The 15847-nt window shown below is 71.2% G+C and carries 17 protein-coding genes; 7 read left to right on the forward strand and 10 right to left on the reverse strand.

The genetic code is table 11. The features are described 5' to 3' along the window. On the forward strand, window positions 1-451 hold a 451-nt coding region (locus FLX07_RS17640), incomplete at its 5' end, for an RNA-guided endonuclease InsQ/TnpB family protein (RefSeq protein WP_142571909.1). A gap of 95 nt (window positions 452-546) precedes the next feature. Here the strand turns inward: FLX07_RS17640 and mgrA are convergent. The 4 genes from mgrA to FLX07_RS17660 form a co-directional block, all read right to left on the reverse strand. After that, window positions 547-1542 carry an L-glyceraldehyde 3-phosphate reductase gene (mgrA, locus tag FLX07_RS17645; protein ID WP_142571910.1) on the reverse strand — a complete coding sequence of 332 codons (996 nt, stop codon included), beginning with the start codon at window positions 1540-1542 and terminating at the stop codon, window positions 547-549. 121 nt (window positions 1543-1663) lie between these two features. Beyond that, window positions 1664-2305 carry an alpha-ketoglutarate-dependent dioxygenase AlkB gene (locus FLX07_RS17650; protein WP_142571911.1) on the reverse strand — a complete coding sequence of 214 codons (642 nt, stop codon included), beginning with the start codon at window positions 2303-2305 and terminating at the stop codon, window positions 1664-1666. Window positions 2306-2334: 29 nt separating this feature from the next. Then, window positions 2335-2997 carry a hypothetical protein gene (locus FLX07_RS17655; protein WP_142571912.1) on the reverse strand — a complete coding sequence of 221 codons (663 nt, stop codon included), beginning with the start codon at window positions 2995-2997 and terminating at the stop codon, window positions 2335-2337. Between the two features lie 162 nt (window positions 2998-3159). Beyond that, window positions 3160-5268 (reverse strand): amylo-alpha-1,6-glucosidase, encoded by a 2109-nt coding sequence (locus FLX07_RS17660; RefSeq protein ID WP_229689832.1) that lies wholly within the window; start codon window positions 5266-5268, stop codon window positions 3160-3162. 148 nt (window positions 5269-5416) lie between these two features. Here FLX07_RS17660 and FLX07_RS17665 point away from each other — a divergent pair, with 148 nt between their 5' ends. The 4 genes from FLX07_RS17665 to FLX07_RS17680 all read left to right on the forward strand — a co-directional run bounded on the left by FLX07_RS17665 (window position 5417) and on the right by FLX07_RS17680 (window position 9810). Further along, window positions 5417-6472, forward strand: a complete 1056-nt coding sequence (locus FLX07_RS17665; RefSeq protein WP_142571913.1) for a LacI family DNA-binding transcriptional regulator — start codon at window positions 5417-5419, stop codon at window positions 6470-6472. A gap of 40 nt (window positions 6473-6512) precedes the next feature. Beyond that, on the forward strand, window positions 6513-7760 hold the full coding sequence (locus FLX07_RS17670) for a sugar ABC transporter substrate-binding protein (protein WP_142571914.1): 1248 nt from the start codon (window positions 6513-6515) through the stop codon (window positions 7758-7760). Between the two features lie 86 nt (window positions 7761-7846). After that, window positions 7847-8962, forward strand: coding sequence for a carbohydrate ABC transporter permease (locus FLX07_RS17675; protein ID WP_229689831.1), 1116 nt, complete (start codon window positions 7847-7849; stop codon window positions 8960-8962). Continuing rightward, complete coding sequence (locus FLX07_RS17680; protein WP_229689830.1) at window positions 8959-9810, forward strand: carbohydrate ABC transporter permease; 852 nt, start codon at window positions 8959-8961, stop codon at window positions 9808-9810. Before FLX07_RS17675 ends, FLX07_RS17680 begins: the two co-directional genes overlap by 4 nt. 37 nt (window positions 9811-9847) lie before the next feature. On the opposite strand, the gene FLX07_RS17685 is transcribed toward FLX07_RS17680, so the two are convergent. From FLX07_RS17685 to FLX07_RS17695, 3 genes are all read right to left on the reverse strand, one after another. After that, window positions 9848-10303 (reverse strand): hypothetical protein, encoded by a 456-nt coding sequence (locus FLX07_RS17685; protein WP_142571916.1) that lies wholly within the window; start codon window positions 10301-10303, stop codon window positions 9848-9850. Beyond that, window positions 10300-10698 carry an SgcJ/EcaC family oxidoreductase gene (locus FLX07_RS17690; protein WP_142571917.1) on the reverse strand — a complete coding sequence of 133 codons (399 nt, stop codon included), beginning with the start codon at window positions 10696-10698 and terminating at the stop codon, window positions 10300-10302. Before FLX07_RS17690 ends, FLX07_RS17685 begins: the two co-directional genes overlap by 4 nt. A gap of 121 nt (window positions 10699-10819) precedes the next feature. Continuing rightward, entirely contained in the window at window positions 10820-11419 is a 600-nt protein-coding gene (locus FLX07_RS17695) for a PadR family transcriptional regulator (protein WP_142571918.1), read from the reverse strand. A 170-nt stretch (window positions 11420-11589) separates the two neighbouring features. On the opposite strand from FLX07_RS17695, the gene FLX07_RS17700 reads away from it, so the two are divergent. After that, window positions 11590-12342: a type I restriction enzyme HsdR N-terminal domain-containing protein gene (locus FLX07_RS17700; RefSeq protein WP_142571919.1), complete on the forward strand. Its 753-nt coding sequence runs from the start codon at window positions 11590-11592 to the stop codon at window positions 12340-12342. A 141-nt stretch (window positions 12343-12483) separates the two neighbouring features. Here the strand turns inward: FLX07_RS17700 and FLX07_RS17705 are convergent, their stop codons facing one another. Continuing rightward, window positions 12484-12711 (reverse strand): hypothetical protein, encoded by a 228-nt coding sequence (locus FLX07_RS17705; protein WP_142571920.1) that lies wholly within the window; start codon window positions 12709-12711, stop codon window positions 12484-12486. Between the two features lie 181 nt (window positions 12712-12892). Here FLX07_RS17705 and FLX07_RS17710 point away from each other — a divergent pair, with 181 nt between their 5' ends. Then, window positions 12893-14233 (forward strand): helix-turn-helix domain-containing protein, encoded by a 1341-nt coding sequence (locus FLX07_RS17710; RefSeq protein ID WP_142571921.1) that lies wholly within the window; start codon window positions 12893-12895, stop codon window positions 14231-14233. Here FLX07_RS17710 and FLX07_RS17715 read toward each other — a convergent pair. After that, window positions 14223-14915: a hypothetical protein gene (locus tag FLX07_RS17715; protein WP_142571922.1), complete on the reverse strand. Its 693-nt coding sequence runs from the start codon at window positions 14913-14915 to the stop codon at window positions 14223-14225. The genes FLX07_RS17710 and FLX07_RS17715 overlap by 11 nt on opposite strands. A gap of 10 nt (window positions 14916-14925) precedes the next feature. Beyond that, window positions 14926-15753, reverse strand: coding sequence for an oxidoreductase (locus FLX07_RS17720; protein WP_142571923.1), 828 nt, complete (start codon window positions 15751-15753; stop codon window positions 14926-14928). Window positions 15754-15847: the final 94 nt, after the last annotated feature.

A 15847-nucleotide genomic window follows, 5' to 3' on the forward strand; every position in this document is an offset into this window, starting at 1 on the left:
GGCGAACAGGAAGAAGGCCGTCGCCCGTGTCGCCCGCGCACACGCCAGGGTGACCGACGCGCGCCGGGACTTCGCGCACAAGCTCTCCACCCGGATTATCCGCGACAACCAAGCGGTGATGGTGGAGAACTTGGCCGTGTCCGGTCTCGGCCGTACCCGGTTGGCGAAGTCCGTTCACGACGCGGGCTGGTCGCAGTTCGTATCCATGCTGGAGTACAAGGCGGCCCGGTACGGCCGCCACTTCGCCAAGATCGACCGATGGTTGCCCTCGTCCAAGATGTGTTCTGCCTGCGGGGCCATCCAGCCGTCCATGCCGCTTGCCGTCCGGTCGTGGACCTGCCCGTGTGGGGCCGTCCACGACCGGGACGTCAATGCGGCGATCAACATCCTGGCCGCCGGACGGGTGGACAGGCTAAACGCCTGCGGAGGGACCGTAAGACCCGCCGCCTAGCGGAGGGCAGGACCCGGTGAAACAGGAAGCCACAGAAGTGCCGCACGCGCGGCACAGGCTGAATCCCCAGCCTTCACTTCAGGCTGGGGAGCGCGTCAAAGCAGGCTCTCGATCTCGGACAGCTCCTCGGCGGTGAGCGCCGGTGCGGCCAGGGCGGCGACGTTCTGTTCGAGCTGCCCGACCGAGCTCGCCCCGATCAGCACGGACGTGATTCTCTGGTCGCGCAGGATCCACGCCAGCGCGAGCTGCGCGAGCGATTGGCCGCGCGCCCGGGCGACCTTGCCGAGGCCGCGCAGGGTCTCCAGCAGATCGGGGGTGAGCCGGTCGCGCTTGAGGAAGTGGCCGATCGCCATCCGGGAGTCGGCCGGCACCTCGCCGTCGAGATAGCGTCCGGTCAGCAGGCCCTGCGCCAGCGGCGAGTAGGCGATGCACCCCGCCCCGGCCCGCTCCAGCGTGTCCAGCAGGCCGTCCTCCACCCAGCGGTCCAGCATGGAGTAGCGCGGCTGGTGGATCAGGAGCGGGGTGCCCAGCTCGCGCAGCACGGCGGCGGCCCGCTCGGTCTGCTCGGCGGAGTAGTTCGAGATGCCCACGTAGAGCGCCTTGCCGGAGCGCACCGCCGTGTCGAGGGCGCCCATCGTCTCCTCGATCGGGGTGTCCGGGTCGGGCCGGTGGGAGTAGAAGACGTCGACGTAGTCGAGGCCCATCCGGCTCAGCGACCGGTCGAGGCTCGCCAGCAGATACTTGCGCGACCCCCACTCGCCGTACGGCCCGGGCCACATGTCGTAACCCGCCTTCGTCGAGATGAACAGCTCGTCGCGGTAGGGCCGGAAGTCGGCGTGCAGGTGGCGGCCGAAGTTCTCCTCCGCCGAGCCGTACGGCGGGCCGTAGTTGTTGGCCAGGTCGAAGTGCGTGATGCCCAGGTCGAAGGCCCGGCGCAGAACGGCGCGCTGCGTGTCGAGCGGGTGGCCGTCGCCGAAGTTGTGCCACAGCCCGAGGGAGATCTCGGGGAGCAGCACGCCGCTCCTTCCGCTGCGCCGATACCGCATGTCGTCGTATCGGGCGGGGGCGGGGACATAGGGGTGCGGGGTCATTCGTGACCTTTCTTGCGCGACGTGGCCGGTGCTTGCCGCGGCCTTACTCAAGGACTACCAGCAAACCGCACCTGTCAACGGCCCGCCCACCGCCCCCCCGGCCCGAGGCCCGCGCAAGCCCTCAGCGCACGCCCGCCGGGCGGAACTGGACGCTGATGCGGGCGCCGCTCACCTTGGCCGACTTCGGGATCGCGTGCTCCCAGGTGCGCTGGCAGCTCCCGCCCATGACGATGAGGTCGCCGTGGCCCAGCTCGTGCCGCAGCGCCGGGCCTCCCCCGCCGCGGGGGCGCAGCAGCAGCGGGCGCGGGGTGCCGACCGACACGATCGCGACCATCGTGTCCTGCGTGCTCCCCCGCCCGATGGTGTCGCCGTGCCAGGCGACGCTGTCCCTGCCGTCACGGTAGAGGCACATCCCGGCCGTGCGGAACGGCTCGCCGAGCTCCTCCTCGTAGTGGGCGTTGAGCGCGTCCCTCGCCTGGACCAGCACCGCATCGGGAAGCTCCTCGTCCTCCTCGTAGAACTTCAGCAGGCGCGGCACGTCCACGACCCGGTCGTACATGTGCCTGCGCTCGGCGTGCCAGGGGACCGTCTCCAGCAGGCGTTCGAAGAGCGCGTCGGCCCCCTCGATCCAGTGCGGCCGGACGTCGATCCAGGCGCCGCGCTCCAGCGAGGTGCGCCGCACCGACGAACCGAGCGGGCCGACGCGGACGTCTTCGTCCAGTCCGGGAACACAGTCCAGCAGCGAAGCCTGAAAAGCCGTCATGACGCCATCATATTAGAACATCTATTCGATCATGTTGCGGGCAAGGAGGAGCGCCTTCCCAGCCGCCACAGCGCCACGGCCAGCCACACCGCGCCGAGTGCGATCAGCACGCCATGAGCGACGCGGATCGCGGGCGTGGCGAAGAACTGGGGGATGAAGAGCAGGAACCCCGCGGCGAGCGGAGCGGCGCTCCAGCGAGGGAGCGTCCCCGACCGCGCGGCGGCGATCGCGGCCAGCAGCGCGCCGGCCCCGAGCAGCGCGAGCCCGATCAGGAACATCGCGGCAGCCACTGGGCCGTACCGGAACTCGTCGGCCAGCGCCAGCAGGGACGCGTCGCCGTCCCGCACCGCCCTCGCGGCGATGACGTTCAGCCCGAAGACCTCCGCGCCGTAGTACGGCAGGGTCAGCCCGGCGCCGATCCATGTCACCACGGCGGCACGCAGCGCGAGCGGACGGTCGAGCACCGGGTCCAGCAGCAGGTGCAGCCCGAGCACTCCCAGCGCGAGCAGGACGAACCCGGCCACCGCGAACAGGTGCGCCGCCATCCAGGCCGGCGACGCCATCGCGGCGGCCCCGGACAGCGACGTCTCGTCGGAGTACGGCCGGACCACGGGATACAGGACAAACAAGATCCCGGCCCCGAGAAAGGACAGGCCGGTCAGCCGGGCTCGGACAGGCAGGACGGAGGTCATGACGGCTCCCATCGTCGGGACGGCGAACGGAGCCGGATCATCGCCCCGTTACGAGAGCAATGCTCTCTTTACAGAACGACGATGTCAATATGAACCCCTGCTTTCGCCGCTGTCCACGGGGCGAAAGCAGGGGTTCCAGGCCGCCCGAATCGACCGAGCTCGTCACACCACGTCGAGGTCGAGCCCCGGCGGCAGGCCGGTGACGGTGGCGCGGCCCGCCGCGTCCACGGCGACGCTCACCTCCGCGCCCGCCACCCGCAGCCCCCGGGCCGCCAGCGCCCCGAGCGGCGCCCCGGCCATGGGCCGCAGCAGCACCCGCCCCGCCGGAACGTCGGGATACAGGCCCAGCGCGGCGTGCGCGATCGCCACCGCCGCGGCGGCCGACCACGCCTGGGGACGGCAGGCGGCAGGGTAGGGCATGGGCCTGCCGAAGCCCGGGTGCGGGCCGGCGCCGTCCCCGGCGTACAGCTCGGGCAGCCGGTAGCCGAACGCCTCCCCGGCGGCGAGCAGTCCTTCGGCGAGCCCGGCCGCCTGCGCGGCGAACCCGGCCCTGGCCAGCCCGCCGAGCACGATCGCGGTGTCGTGCGCCCAGATCGAGCCGCAGTGGTAGGACAGCGGGCTGAAGCCGCCGTCGCCGGACGACATCGTGCGCAGCCCGTAGCCGCCGCTCATCATCGGGGCGGCCAGCAGCCTCGCGACCTGGGCCGACTCCGCCTCCGACAGCAGGCCGGTGCCGAGGAGGTGGCCGATGTTGCTGGTCAGCGCGTCCACCGGCCGCTTGTCGGTGTCGAGCGCGAGCGCGGGGAAGCGTCCGTGCGGGCCGTCCACCCAGAACCGGGCCCGGAACCGCTCGGCCAGCGCGTCGGCGTGCGCGTTCCATCGCTCGGCGCCGGGGCGGCCGAACGCGTCGAGCAGCGACGCCGCGTTCCTGGCCGCCTCGTACGCGTAGCCCTGCACCTCGACGAGCGCGATCGGCGGCTTGGCCTGGCTCCCGTCGCGGAACCGGATGGAGTCGCCGGAGTCCTTCCAGCCCTGGTTGGCCAGGCCGCGGTCGGAGGTGTCGATGTACTCCACGAACCCGTCGCCGTCGGGGTCGGCGTAGTCCGCGAGCCAGCCGAGCGCGGCCTCCATGTGCGGCAGCAGCGCCGCCACCTCGCGCTCGGGCATTCCCCACCGCCAGGCGTCGTGCAGGAGGCTGATCCACAGGGGGGTGGCGTCGATCGTGCCGTAGTAGGCCGCGGGCAGCCGCAGGCCGTTGCCCTCGACGGTGAACTCGTGCCGCCGCAGCTCGTGCATGATCTTCCCCGGCGCCTCGCCCGAGGCCGGGTCCACCCGCGTGCCCTGCCGCCGGGCGAGCACCCGCAGCGTGCCCGCGGCGAGGTCGGTGCCGAGCGGCAGCAGCATCCGGGCGGCCCACAGGCTGTCGCGCCCGAAGAGCGTGAGGAACCACGGCACCCCCGCGCCGAGGAAGGTGTCCTCGGGAGCGCCGGTCTCCGCGAGCCGCAGTGACCGCAGATCCTCAAGCGACTGGTGCAGCAGCCGGGTCAGCCGCCGGTCGGCGGCGGTGACCTCGGGCTTGCTCCACTCCAGCGTCCTGGCCGGAGCGACGACGACGGCGGCGGGGTCGTCCACGACGACCTCCCAGCGCAGCGTCGCGGTCCCGCCCGGGGGCAGGAACAGGTCCCAGCGCAACCGGCCGCCGCCGCCGGTCTCCGCGCGGGCGTCCTCGCCGACGGCCGTGACCCGGATGCCGCCGTTTCGCCACGACAGCCCGCCGGGTTCCCTGTGGCCGGGCTCGGCCGGGACGGTGTCGCCGCCCGACTTGACCACCTCGATCGGCGCGAAGTCGCAGCTCAGCTCGACGGTGACCGATGCGGTCACGGCCACAGAGGCGGTTGAGGTGATCTCGACGTGCTCGCTCATGCCGCGCGCGCCGACCACGCGGACGCGTTCGAGCCGCACGGTGGGGTCGGGGTGGGGGTCGCCGAGCCAGCGGGCCAGCGAGACGAACCGGGTGCGCCCGGCCTCCTCGTGGACGTGGCCGATGGCCTCGGGCTCGCGGCCGTCGACGAGCAGCCTCGCCTGCGACAGCGCCCGGTGGTCGGCGTGGAAGAGCCCCTGGACGCCGAAGGGGCGGATCTGGCCGTCAGCGCCGCTCAGCGCTCCGGTCGGCGCCATGACGGTGCCGACCAGCTCGTGCAGTGGCGGTTGCAGGCGATACGCCGTGGCGGCGAACTCGCTGCCCGGACCGGGCGTGGCTCCGACGAGCACCGATGGGCCCTCCTGGATCGAATCGTCCCGGCCTTGACCTTGACATGTGGTCGCCGGGGGTGCACATTGCGAAACATTCAGTTTATTTTGATCGATCTAATCATGCCTTACTCCTCCTTGAACGTTCAAACCCCCAGAAGGGCGGATCATGACCGAAAAGGTGACAATCGGCGATGTAGCCCGGCTCGCCGGCGTATCACGCCAGACGGTCTCGAACGCCCTGAACAGCCCGGATATCGTCCGCGAGGAGACCAGGCAGCGGGTGCTGCGGGCGGTTGAGCAACTGGGCTACCGGGTCAACCAGGCCGCCCGCCAGATGCGTACGGGCCGGTCCCGGCTGATCGCCATCCGGATCGAGCCCGACCGCGACGGCATCAACGGCTCGGTGCTCGACCGCTTCCTGCACGGCCTGACCGAATCGGCCGCGCGGTCCGGCTACCGGGTGCTGCTCTACACGGCGGACGACGACCAGGCCGAGGTCGACACGTTCGAGGACCTGCTCGGCGCGTACGAGCCGGACGCGTTCGTGCTGACCAGCACCCACCACGGCGACCTGCGCACCGCCTGGCTGCTGGACCACAAGGTGCCGTTCGTCACCTTCGGACGCCCCTGGAGCGCGGACTCCGCGAGTGCTTCGCATGCGTGGGTGGACGTGGACGGAGCGGCCGGCACGGCCGCGGCCACCCGTCACCTGCTCGACGCGGGCCATCGCGTGATCGGCTTCCTCGGCTGGCCGTCCGGCTCCGGGGTCGGCGACGACCGCCGCGAGGGCTGGGCGCGCACGCTCGCCGCGGCGGGCGTCGACCCCGCCGGCCTGAGCCGGGCCACCAGCGACGGGGTGGCCGACGGCGAGAAGGCCGCCCACGACCTGCTGCGGTCGGACCTCGGGGTGACCGCGCTCGTCTGCGTCAGCGACTCGCTCGCGCTCGGCGCGCTGCACGCCGCCCGCTCCCCCGGCCTCGCCTGGCAGCCCGGCAGGGGGCCCGGGGGCGGCGCGGCGGAACGACCGGTCGCGGTGATCGGCTTCGACGACACGCCGGTGGCCAAGGCCGTCGGCCTGACCAGCCTGAGCCAGCCGCTGGCACAGGCCGCCGCGCACTGCGTGGCGCTCCTCACCACACTCCTCGACGGCCAGGCGGACCCCGGCGAACCGCCGGCGAACGTGCTGCTCGAACCCTCGCTGGTCGTCCGCCAGTCGGCGTGAACCGGCGCGTCCTCCCCCTCAACGAAGATCGGGAATGCTCATGAAGAACAGAACCGTGCGGACGGCGGTGCTCGGCGCCGCCTGCGCCGTGCTCCTTTCCTCGGCCGCCTGCGGCAGCGGTTTCGACGACGACAAGGCGGCCGCTCCCGCCCAGCAGAGCGGCGGCCCAGCCGATTTGCAGATCCTCATCGGCTCCTCGGGCGACGCGGAGACCACCGCGGTGAAGGACGCCGCCGCGGCCTGGGCGAAGAAGTCCGGCTCGACGGCGACCGTGACCCCGGCGCAGGACCTCGCCCAGCAGCTCGGCCAGGCGTTCGCGGGCGACAACCCGCCCGACGTGTTCTACGTGGACGCCTCCCGGTTCGCCGACTACGCGAGCGTGGGCGCGCTGGAGCCGTACGCCGGCAAGCTGTCCGGGGCGTCGGACTTCTACCCGAGCCTGCGCACCACGTTCACCTACGACGGCACGTTCTACTGCGCGCCGAAGGACTTCTCCACCCTCGCCCTGGTGATCAACGACGATCTGTGGGCCAAGGCCGGGCTGGGCGAGGGCGACGTGCCGACGACCTGGGACCAGCTCACCGCGGTGAGCGAGAAGCTCAAGGCCGAGGGCGTCACGCCGCTCGCGATCGCCGACACCCGCGACCGGGTCGGCGCGTTCCTGGTGCAGGCGGGCGGCTGGATCACCAGCCCCGACGGCAAGCAGGCGACGGCGGACAGCCCGGAGAACCTCAAGGCCCTGCAGTACGTCCAGTCGCTGCTCAAGGAAAAGCTCGCCCAGTTCCCGAGCCAGCTCGACGCGGGCTGGGGCGGTGAGGCCTTCGGCAAGGGCAAGGCCGCGATGACCGTCGAGGGCAACTGGATCAAGGGCGCGCTGAAGGCGGACTTCCCCGACGTGAAGTACAGCGTGCACGAGCTTCCGGCCGGCCCCAAGGGCAAGGGCACGCTGTCGTTCACCAACTGCTGGGGCATCTCCTCGAAGAGCAAGTACAAGCAGCAGGCGATCGACTTCGTCGAGGCGATGACCACCGTCGACCAGCAGATGGCCTTCGCCCGGGCCTTCGGGGTCATGCCCTCGCGGCAGTCGGCGAAGGACGTCTACACCAAGGAGTTCCCCGCCGACGGCCCGTTCGTGAACGGCGCCGACTACGCCCAGGGCCCGGTCAACGCGGCGAAGATGGACAGCGTCCTGGCCGACCTCGACACCGGCATCCAGAAGCTCGCCTCCAGCGACCCGAAGGCGCTGCTGGAGCGCGTGCAGAAGAACACCCAGGCCGCCCTCGGCTGACGCAAGAGCTGACGCGAGAGCTGACGCGAGACGGTGCGGGTCCCGGCCGGTCACGGCCGGGACCCCGCCGACCGGAAGGAGTGACCGTGGCCGACCCCGTGGCCGACACCGCACCCGCCCCCGCGCCCGTCTCCCCACGGGCCGCGCGGCCCGGGCCCCGGCTGAGCGCGGCCGTACGGGAGAACATCGCGGGCTGGCTGTTCGTGGCACCGGTGGTGGTGATCCTGGGCCTGTTCCTGCTGCTGCCGATCCTGATGGCGATGTGGGTCAGCCTCACCGACTGGAACGGCCAGGGCAGCCCGTTCCGCTCGGGCGTGCCGTTCGTGGGGCTGGACAACTACACCCGGCTGTTCACCGAGGACGGCCTGGCCCGCCAGGACTTCATGACCAGCGTGCGCAACAACTTCTACTACGTCGTGATCGTCGTGCCGGCCCAGACGGTGCTGGCGCTGGGCCTCGCCGTGATCGTGAACAGCAGGATGCTGAAGGGGAAGACGTTCTTCCGCGCCGCGTTCTTCTTCCCCTCGGTCACCAGCTCGGTCGCGATCAGCGTGGTGTTCCTGTTCATCTTCGCCAACTCGGGCGCGGTGACCGGCCTGCTGAAGCTGTTCGGAATCGACGGCCCGCAGTGGTTCTCCGACTCGCGGGGCGTGCTCCATCTGCTGCTCGGAGGGCTCGGCCTGGTTGATCCCGCCGATCCGCCGGCGGCGCTGACGGGCGGCGGGCCGTTCGGGCTCTCGTGGTGGGAGTGGCTGTCCGGGCCCAGCGTGGCGATGTGCACGATCATCATGCTGGTCGTCTGGACGACGTCGGGAACGTTCATGTTGATGTTCCTGGCCGCGCTCCAGGACATCCCGGTCACGCTGGAGGAGGCCGGCATGCTCGACGGCGCCGGGCGCTGGCAGCGGTTCCGGCACATCACGCTCCCGCTGCTGAAGCCCACGCTGTTCCTGGTGCTGACGCTCGGTCTCATCGCGACCTGGCAGGTCTTCGACCAGGTCTACGTGATGAGCAAGGGCAACCCGGCCAAGACCACCCTCACCCCGGCCTTCCTGTCGTACCAGACGGCCTTCGGGAGCTTCGAGTACGGCTCGGGGACGGCCATCTCGTTCGTGCTGTTCGCCATCATCGTCGTGCTCGCGCTGCTCCAGCGGTGGATCATGCGCGACCGCGACCCCGCCCGCCGTACGAGGAGGTCGTGACCGTGAAACGCCGGGACTCCCGCTCGCTCGCCTCCACCTTCGCGGGCTACTTCGTGCTGGTCTTCTTCGCGCTGGTCTTCATCTATCCCTTCGTGATCCAGGTCGCGAACTCGTTCAAGACCGAGCCGGACGCCGCCGCGAACGCGCTGTCGCCCATCCCTCATCCCTTCACGACCGGCGGCTACGAGAAGGTCTTCCTCAACACCGACCTGCCGCTCTGGCTGGGCAACTCGGTGCTGGTGACGATCCTGGTCACCGCCGGGCGGGTGCTGCTGTGCTCGATGGCCGGGTACGCGCTGGCGCGGATCCGCTTCCGCGGCCGCAAGGCGCTGTTCTCCGCCGTCATCGGGGTCATGGCCGTGCCGCCCGTGGTGCTGTTCGTGCCGAAGTTCCTGGTGCTCAACCAGTTCGGCATATACGACAGCTACACGGCGCTGGTCCTGCCCCTGATCGTGGACGCCGCGGGCGTCTTCATCATGAAACAGTTCTTCGAGTCGGTCCCGGTGAGCGTCGAGGAGGCCGCGCGCATCGACGGCGCGGGGGTGTGGCGGACGTTCTGGTCGGTGGTGCTGCCGATGGCGCGACCGGCCCTGATCACCCTGACGATCATCTCCTTCCAGGGCAGCTGGAACGAGTTCGCGCACACACTCGTGGCGGTGCAGAGCCCGGAGCTGTTCACGCTGCCGCGAGGAATCGCCGACCTGGTCAGCGGCTCGCTCGGCAAGGGCACGCAGTATCCGCTCAAGCTCGGCGCCGCCGTGCTCGCCACGATCCCGGTGGCGGTCATCTTCGTGGTGTTCCAGCGCTACTTCGTACGCGGCGCCAACGAGGGCGCGGATAAGGGCTGACGGACCGGCCCTTCACGGGCCGGTCCGGTGACCTCCTTCAGCGGCCGCCCAGCAGGCGGACCTGGCAGCCCAGCTCGGCGCCCACCCGGTCGAGCAGTACGGCGAAGCCGTCGCGCGTCCGCGGCCCGAGTCCCCGGAAGAACCCGTTGGCGAGCGGCACTCCCCAGCGAAGGCGCTCGGCCACGTTGCGGACCTGGTGGACCAGCAGCGTGCCGGACGGATCGGGCGCGAGGCGATACTCCCCGCGGTACCACCAGCCGCCCTGCGCGGCCAGCAGATCCGGGCCTACCTCGACCGTCATCGCGTGGCCGGGCGCGGCCAGGACGAAGCGGTCCGGCCCGCCCGTGAGCGTCCCGCCGTGGGCGGCGAACGGGAGGCAGTTGTCCCGCCCCACCGGCCCCGGCCGTACGCGCAGGAGCAGGGCGGCCACGCGCTCGACCGGCGCCTCGACGACGCCGCGCACCTCGCACAGGAGGGTTCCCGCCGACGTCACGGCATGCCGATCCGCGTGTTCTGGAACGACGCGAAGCGCCAGCCGTCGCCCGCCCTGACCGCAGTGAACGTCATGATCGAGTCGCGGCCGGGGTCGGCCGTGCCGTCCGGCAGGCCCGAGCCCCCGGTGGTCACGACCAGTGCCGCGTCCGGGCTCAGCGAGCGGATCTTCCGCAGCGGCGGCGCGGCGGCCGGTGCGCCCAGCCGGGACCCCTTCAGCGGCCCCTCGAACAGCGCCCGGTGGCTGTCCTCGATGGCCTGCCGGCCCTCCATACGGGCCCCGAAATACGTCACGTAGTCGGCGTCCTCGGTGAACAGCCCGGCGAAGGCGGCGGCGTCTCCGTCGTTCCAGGCCGCGGTCAGCGCGTCGAGCAGGCGGTGGATGTCGTCGGACATGGTTACGGCTCCTCTCGGATGACCGCGAAGCCGCCTATCCTCTGGGGTGCGAGTCCTGATCGGCCGCTTCGCGGTGGTCGGGTCCGGCGCCGGCCGGATGTTGGCGCATCCGGCCGGCGCGTCACTGTCGGTCGAGCTGCCCGGCGTTCGAGTCGACGCTCCAGGAGACGTGGCCGGACCGGATCTCGGCGAGGGTCGCGCGGACCCACTCCAGCTCGGCGGCCTTCATCGCCCGGTCGTACTCCACTTCGAGGACCAGCACGCGCGGCAGGCCAGAGCCGGTGAGCGCCTCGATGTGCGCGTCGGCGGAGACGATGGCGCCCTCCAGAGTGGCGGCGCGGGTGCCCAGCGCCCGCTCCGCCTCGGGGACCGGAAGGCATCCCATCAGCGACACCGCGGCCAGGAAGACCTTGGTGTCGCCGTCCGGCTGTTCCAGGAGACGGCGGAGCCTGGTGCCCAGCTCGGCCCGCCCCTCCTCCGTCAGCTGGTAGACCGTACGCTCCGGCCGGCGGCCCTCCCTGCTGGTCTCCACGGGGGCGATGAGCTCCTCGCGGGCCAGCCGGTCGACCGCGTGGTAGAGGCTGCGCGGCAGGCCGCTGATGTAGTCCTTGTGGGTGTCGATGACGAACCGGTGCAGCTCATAGGGGTGGGCGGGCCGTACGGACAGCAGGGCGAGCACCGTGAGCCCGACCAGGTCCCTGTCCGCCCGTCCTCGCGCCATCACTCCCCCATTGCAGTACTGCAATCTGCACTATAGCGAGATGCACCTGAAGCCGGAACCCCCCTACGCGGAGACCGGCGGCACACCATGCGGGAGCGGAAGCGCGTCCAACACCGTTACAACCCGTCACCGCGAAACGGCCCGAGCCGCAGCGAGGAGAAGGCCCACCGATGAGCGATCAGACGTCCGAGACCCACGAGGGCGACGCACGCGGGCCCCGGAAGGCGCCCGCGACGCCCCGGACCATGCCGAAATGGGAATCCGAGGCGCGTACTCGCATTCGCACGGCGATCCGCCGGTACGGCAAGCCGCTCAGCGACCTCATCGCCCGCGACGCCAACGAGGGCGACACCCGGCTGCTCATCACCGATTTCCTCTGCGAAGGACTGGGATACGACAAATACGACGACCTCACAACCGAATATCAGGTCAAAGGGGAATTCGCCGACTACGGGATCCGCGTGGACAAGCAGCTCGCCGCGTTCATCGAGGTCAAGCGGTGCACGCAGAAACTGGGCGTCGAGCACCTGCGGCAGGTGCAGATGTACGCGGTGAACGAGGGCGTCGAATGGATGGTGCTGACGAACGGGCAGGTGTGGCAGGTCTACCACCTCACCGGCGGCCTCCCCGTCGTCATCGACCTGGCCCTGCAGGTCGATCTCCTCGACGAAGGCGGGCTGACCGGGAAGGCCGACGCGCTCTTCTACCTCAGCAAGGAGGCGTTCAAGCGCCGCCTGATAGACGACCTGTGGAAGGCCCGCGCGGCGACGGCCCCCAAGTCCCTCATCCGAGTTCTCCTCACGCCGGTGATCCTCGACGCCGTACGTAAGGAACTGCGGCGGCAGACGGGACACAATGCGGACGAGAAGGAGATCGAGCGCATCCTCCAGGAGGAGGTCCTTCGGCCCGATCTCCTCGTCTGAACAGCGGAGGGCCGGCCTGATGGACCTGTCGCGGCCCTCACCGATCGCGCAGGCGCCGCTGCCGGCGCCTGCGCGGTCCACGTCGTCGACTACATCAAGGACCGTCTCCGGCACGGCCGCTGACCGCGCCGCGGCCCCCGGTCACCCGGCGGCGGCGCGGTCGGCGGCGAACTCGGCGATCAGCTCGGCCTGAGCGGCCAGAACGGCGTCGAGGGCCTCGGGGTCGTCGGCGTCGAGCGTCATCGCGCATCCCATGCGGATCGCGTCGAGGTCCACCGGCCCTCGCCTGGTCGCCCACCAGCGGCCGACGTCCGACCGCCAGATGATCCAGCCGGTATGGACCCGTGCGATGTCCTCCAACGTGGTCATGTCACCCATCTCCAACGGCTGCTCGCGGAAGTGGGCCAAGCTAAGCGCTTTTGAAGCGGTTGGAGTATCAGCCAGGGGACGTCCAATCACAGCCGGTAGCCGCGCGAACACAGAATCTCCCGTAGTGTCAGCGTGTCACGCTGACACAGCGTGCTTGCGGTCGTGCGAGGAGAGGTGCGACATGCCGGCCAACCACCGCCATCCGCCGAACCGCCGGCTCGCGTGGGAACGCCTGCAGCGCGGGTGGTCCTACGAGGAGCTGTGCGAGCGCATCCGTACGTCCATGCGGTCGTGCGACGAGAAGGACACCGGCCTGACGGCCAACACGGTGCGGCGGTGGGAGACCGGGGAGCGGTGGCCGGATCCGCGCTACCGCAAGCATCTCGTGACGATTTTCGACAAGCCCGCGAGCGAGCTGGGACTGCTCACCCCCGACGAGATGGCCATGCGGCCCGTCACGGAGGTGGTGGACGAGATACGGAGGCTGCTGAGCATGTTCGTCGCAGATGGCATCGACCGCTCCACGTTCCTGCGGGGGCTCTTCGGCGCGGGCGTGCTCGCCCCGCTCCTCGGCGAGGGCGGAGAGCGTCTTCCCGTGGCGGTGGAACGCGGGCGCGGGGTCGACGCCGAGTCTGCCGAGGCGTTCGCCCGGGTCGTCGACAAACAGGCGGCCCTCTACTGGACCTCGCCGCCGGACGACATCTTCCAGGCGTCGGTCGCGCACACCAGGCTCGGCATGAGCCTGCTGCGGGGGGCGCCGGAGGGGGCGGTCAGGCAGACGCTGGCCGAGGCGGCCGCCCGCTCGGCCCTGTTGTCGGGCAGGGTCGCCTTCTTCGACTTAAACGACGGTCCCACCGCGGCGCGGCTCTACCGGATGGCCCTGTCGGCCACCCGGGAGTGCGGTGACCATCCGCTCGCCGCCGCCGTGCTCGCCCACGCGGCGTTCGTGCCGGGGTTCGAGGGCAACCGTACGGACGCCCTGGGCCTGCTGGACGCGGCGTTCGCACACGCCTGGCACGGCGTCGGCCCGCTCACGAGGGCATGGCTGCACTGCGTGGCGTCGGAGATCTCGGCCCGCTGCGGCGAGCCGAAAGAGTGCATGCGCCACATCGACCGCGCCGACCAGATGGTGGACGCGGACGGCGACGATCCCCCATGGCTGGACTTCTTCGAGCGGGCCAGGCTCGACGGGTTCGCCGGCTACAGCGCGCTGACCGCGGGCAACCACGAGGAGGCGACCCGCCGACTGCGCAAGGCGCTCGACGACCTGGGCTCGAACGGCGGCAAGCAGCGCTCGGTGCTGCTCGCCGACCTCGCCGCCGCCCACGCCCACGCCGACGGTGACCAGGCCGCCGAACACCTCCGGCAGGCGGTCGACGCGCTGGAGGATCAGTGGTACGCGATCGGGCACGACCGCGTCCACGGCGTGCTGAAGGTCCTGCCACCCGCGGGGCAGACGCGGGCGCTGAACGAGCGGCTGACCGACCTCGGCCGGTCCCGTCACCCCGAACTCACGATGTGACGACGGCCCCCGCCCGCCACGCCGCGTGCAGCGCCTCGATCTCGCCCGGGGTGCTCTCGCGGGCGATGTACGGGATGTCCAGCAGGTGGCGCGTCTCTGCGGCGGACAGGCGCTCGCGCACGACGGCGGAATCGTCGAGCACCTGGCGGTAGAGCGACGCCCCATCCATGCAGAACACGTCGACGAGCACGATCCTCCCGTCCACCGCCCGGCGGACGTTGCCGCGGTTGAGGTCGATCCCGTCCCACCACGGCATTCGCGCCCGCCATTCCTCGTCCACGGCGAGGCCGGTGCGCCGTACGGCGTCGAACGCCTCGTCGCCCGCCCCCTCGCGCCACCGCCGGGCGACCTGCTCCGCCTCGGCCTGCTCGACCGGAGCCAGGAACTCCAGGACCGTGAGCAAGCCGCCGCCGTCGAGCGACTCGGCGAGCGCCACCCGCGGCAGGTACGGATTGTCCGGGCAGCGGCGGCACAGCTCCAGGAAGGCGGGGTACGCCGGGTCGAAGGGGCAGACGCGCGCCGCGAGCAGGCCGCCCGGCGAACGCAGCCCGACGGCCCAGTCACCCACCCCGCACGGCGTCCAGCCGAGCCTGACGAGGTCGGTCAGCGCGTCCCGGTGGCCTGCCGTCCCCCATGTCCGGCCGCGCAGCGGCACGAGGTCGGCGTCGTGATCAACTGTCACCCCGGCAACTCTAAATGCTCGTCGCCCGGCTGAGCTTCTCCCAGCCGTCCAGGTCGGCGCGGAGCGTCTCGTGGTGGGCGCGGATGGAGTCCACCGCATCGTCGCCCAGGGCGAGCCGCAGCGGAGGCTCGTCGTGGTCGAGGACCTGGAGGATCGCCTGCGCGGCCTTGGCCGGGTCCCCCGGCTGAGCGCCGTCCATCTCGTCCACCGAGGCCCGGGTCGCGCCCGTGGACACCCGGTAGGCGTCGATCTGCTCCGAGCGGTGCATGCGGTAGCCGCCGAACTCGGTGCGGAACGCGCCCGGCTCCACGATCAGCACCCGTACGCCGAAGGGTGCGACCTCGGCGGCGAGCGCTTCCGACATTCCCTCCAGGGCGAACTTGGCGGCGCAGTAGGCGCCGAACCCCGGCATGCTGAGCTGCCCGCCCATAGAGCTCATCTGGACAATCGTCCCGCTCCTCTGCCTGCGCAGATGCGGCAGGACAGCCTTGGTCACGGCCACCGCCCCGAAGAACATGATCTCCATCAGCACGCGCAGATCGGCCATGTCGAGCTCTTCGACGGCCCCCACCGACCCGTGGCCCGCGTTGTTCACCACGACGTCGATCCGGCCGAAGGACGACAGGGCCGCGGCCACTGCCGCGTCTATGGACGCGGCGTCGGTGACGTCCAGCCGGGCGGTGCGCACCCGCTCGCCGCCCATCGCCTCCAGGTCCGCCAGCGTCTCGGGGCGTCGCGCCGTCGCCATCACCCGGTCACCGGCGGCCAGGGCGGCCACGGTCAGCTCCCGGCCGAAGCCCGCCGAGCATCCGGTGATCAACCACACCCGTCCGGTCATGGTCCCGCTCCTCGTCTTCGTGATCAGTGCGACCACTCTTTCTCGAGCGGGCAACGCGTGGCCAACACTCGTCTCCTGCAGCGGTTACAGTCGG

It is taken from the genome of Microbispora bryophytorum, from assembly GCF_006874465.1.
Classification (GTDB): domain Bacteria; phylum Actinomycetota; class Actinomycetes; order Streptosporangiales; family Streptosporangiaceae; genus Microbispora; species Microbispora bryophytorum.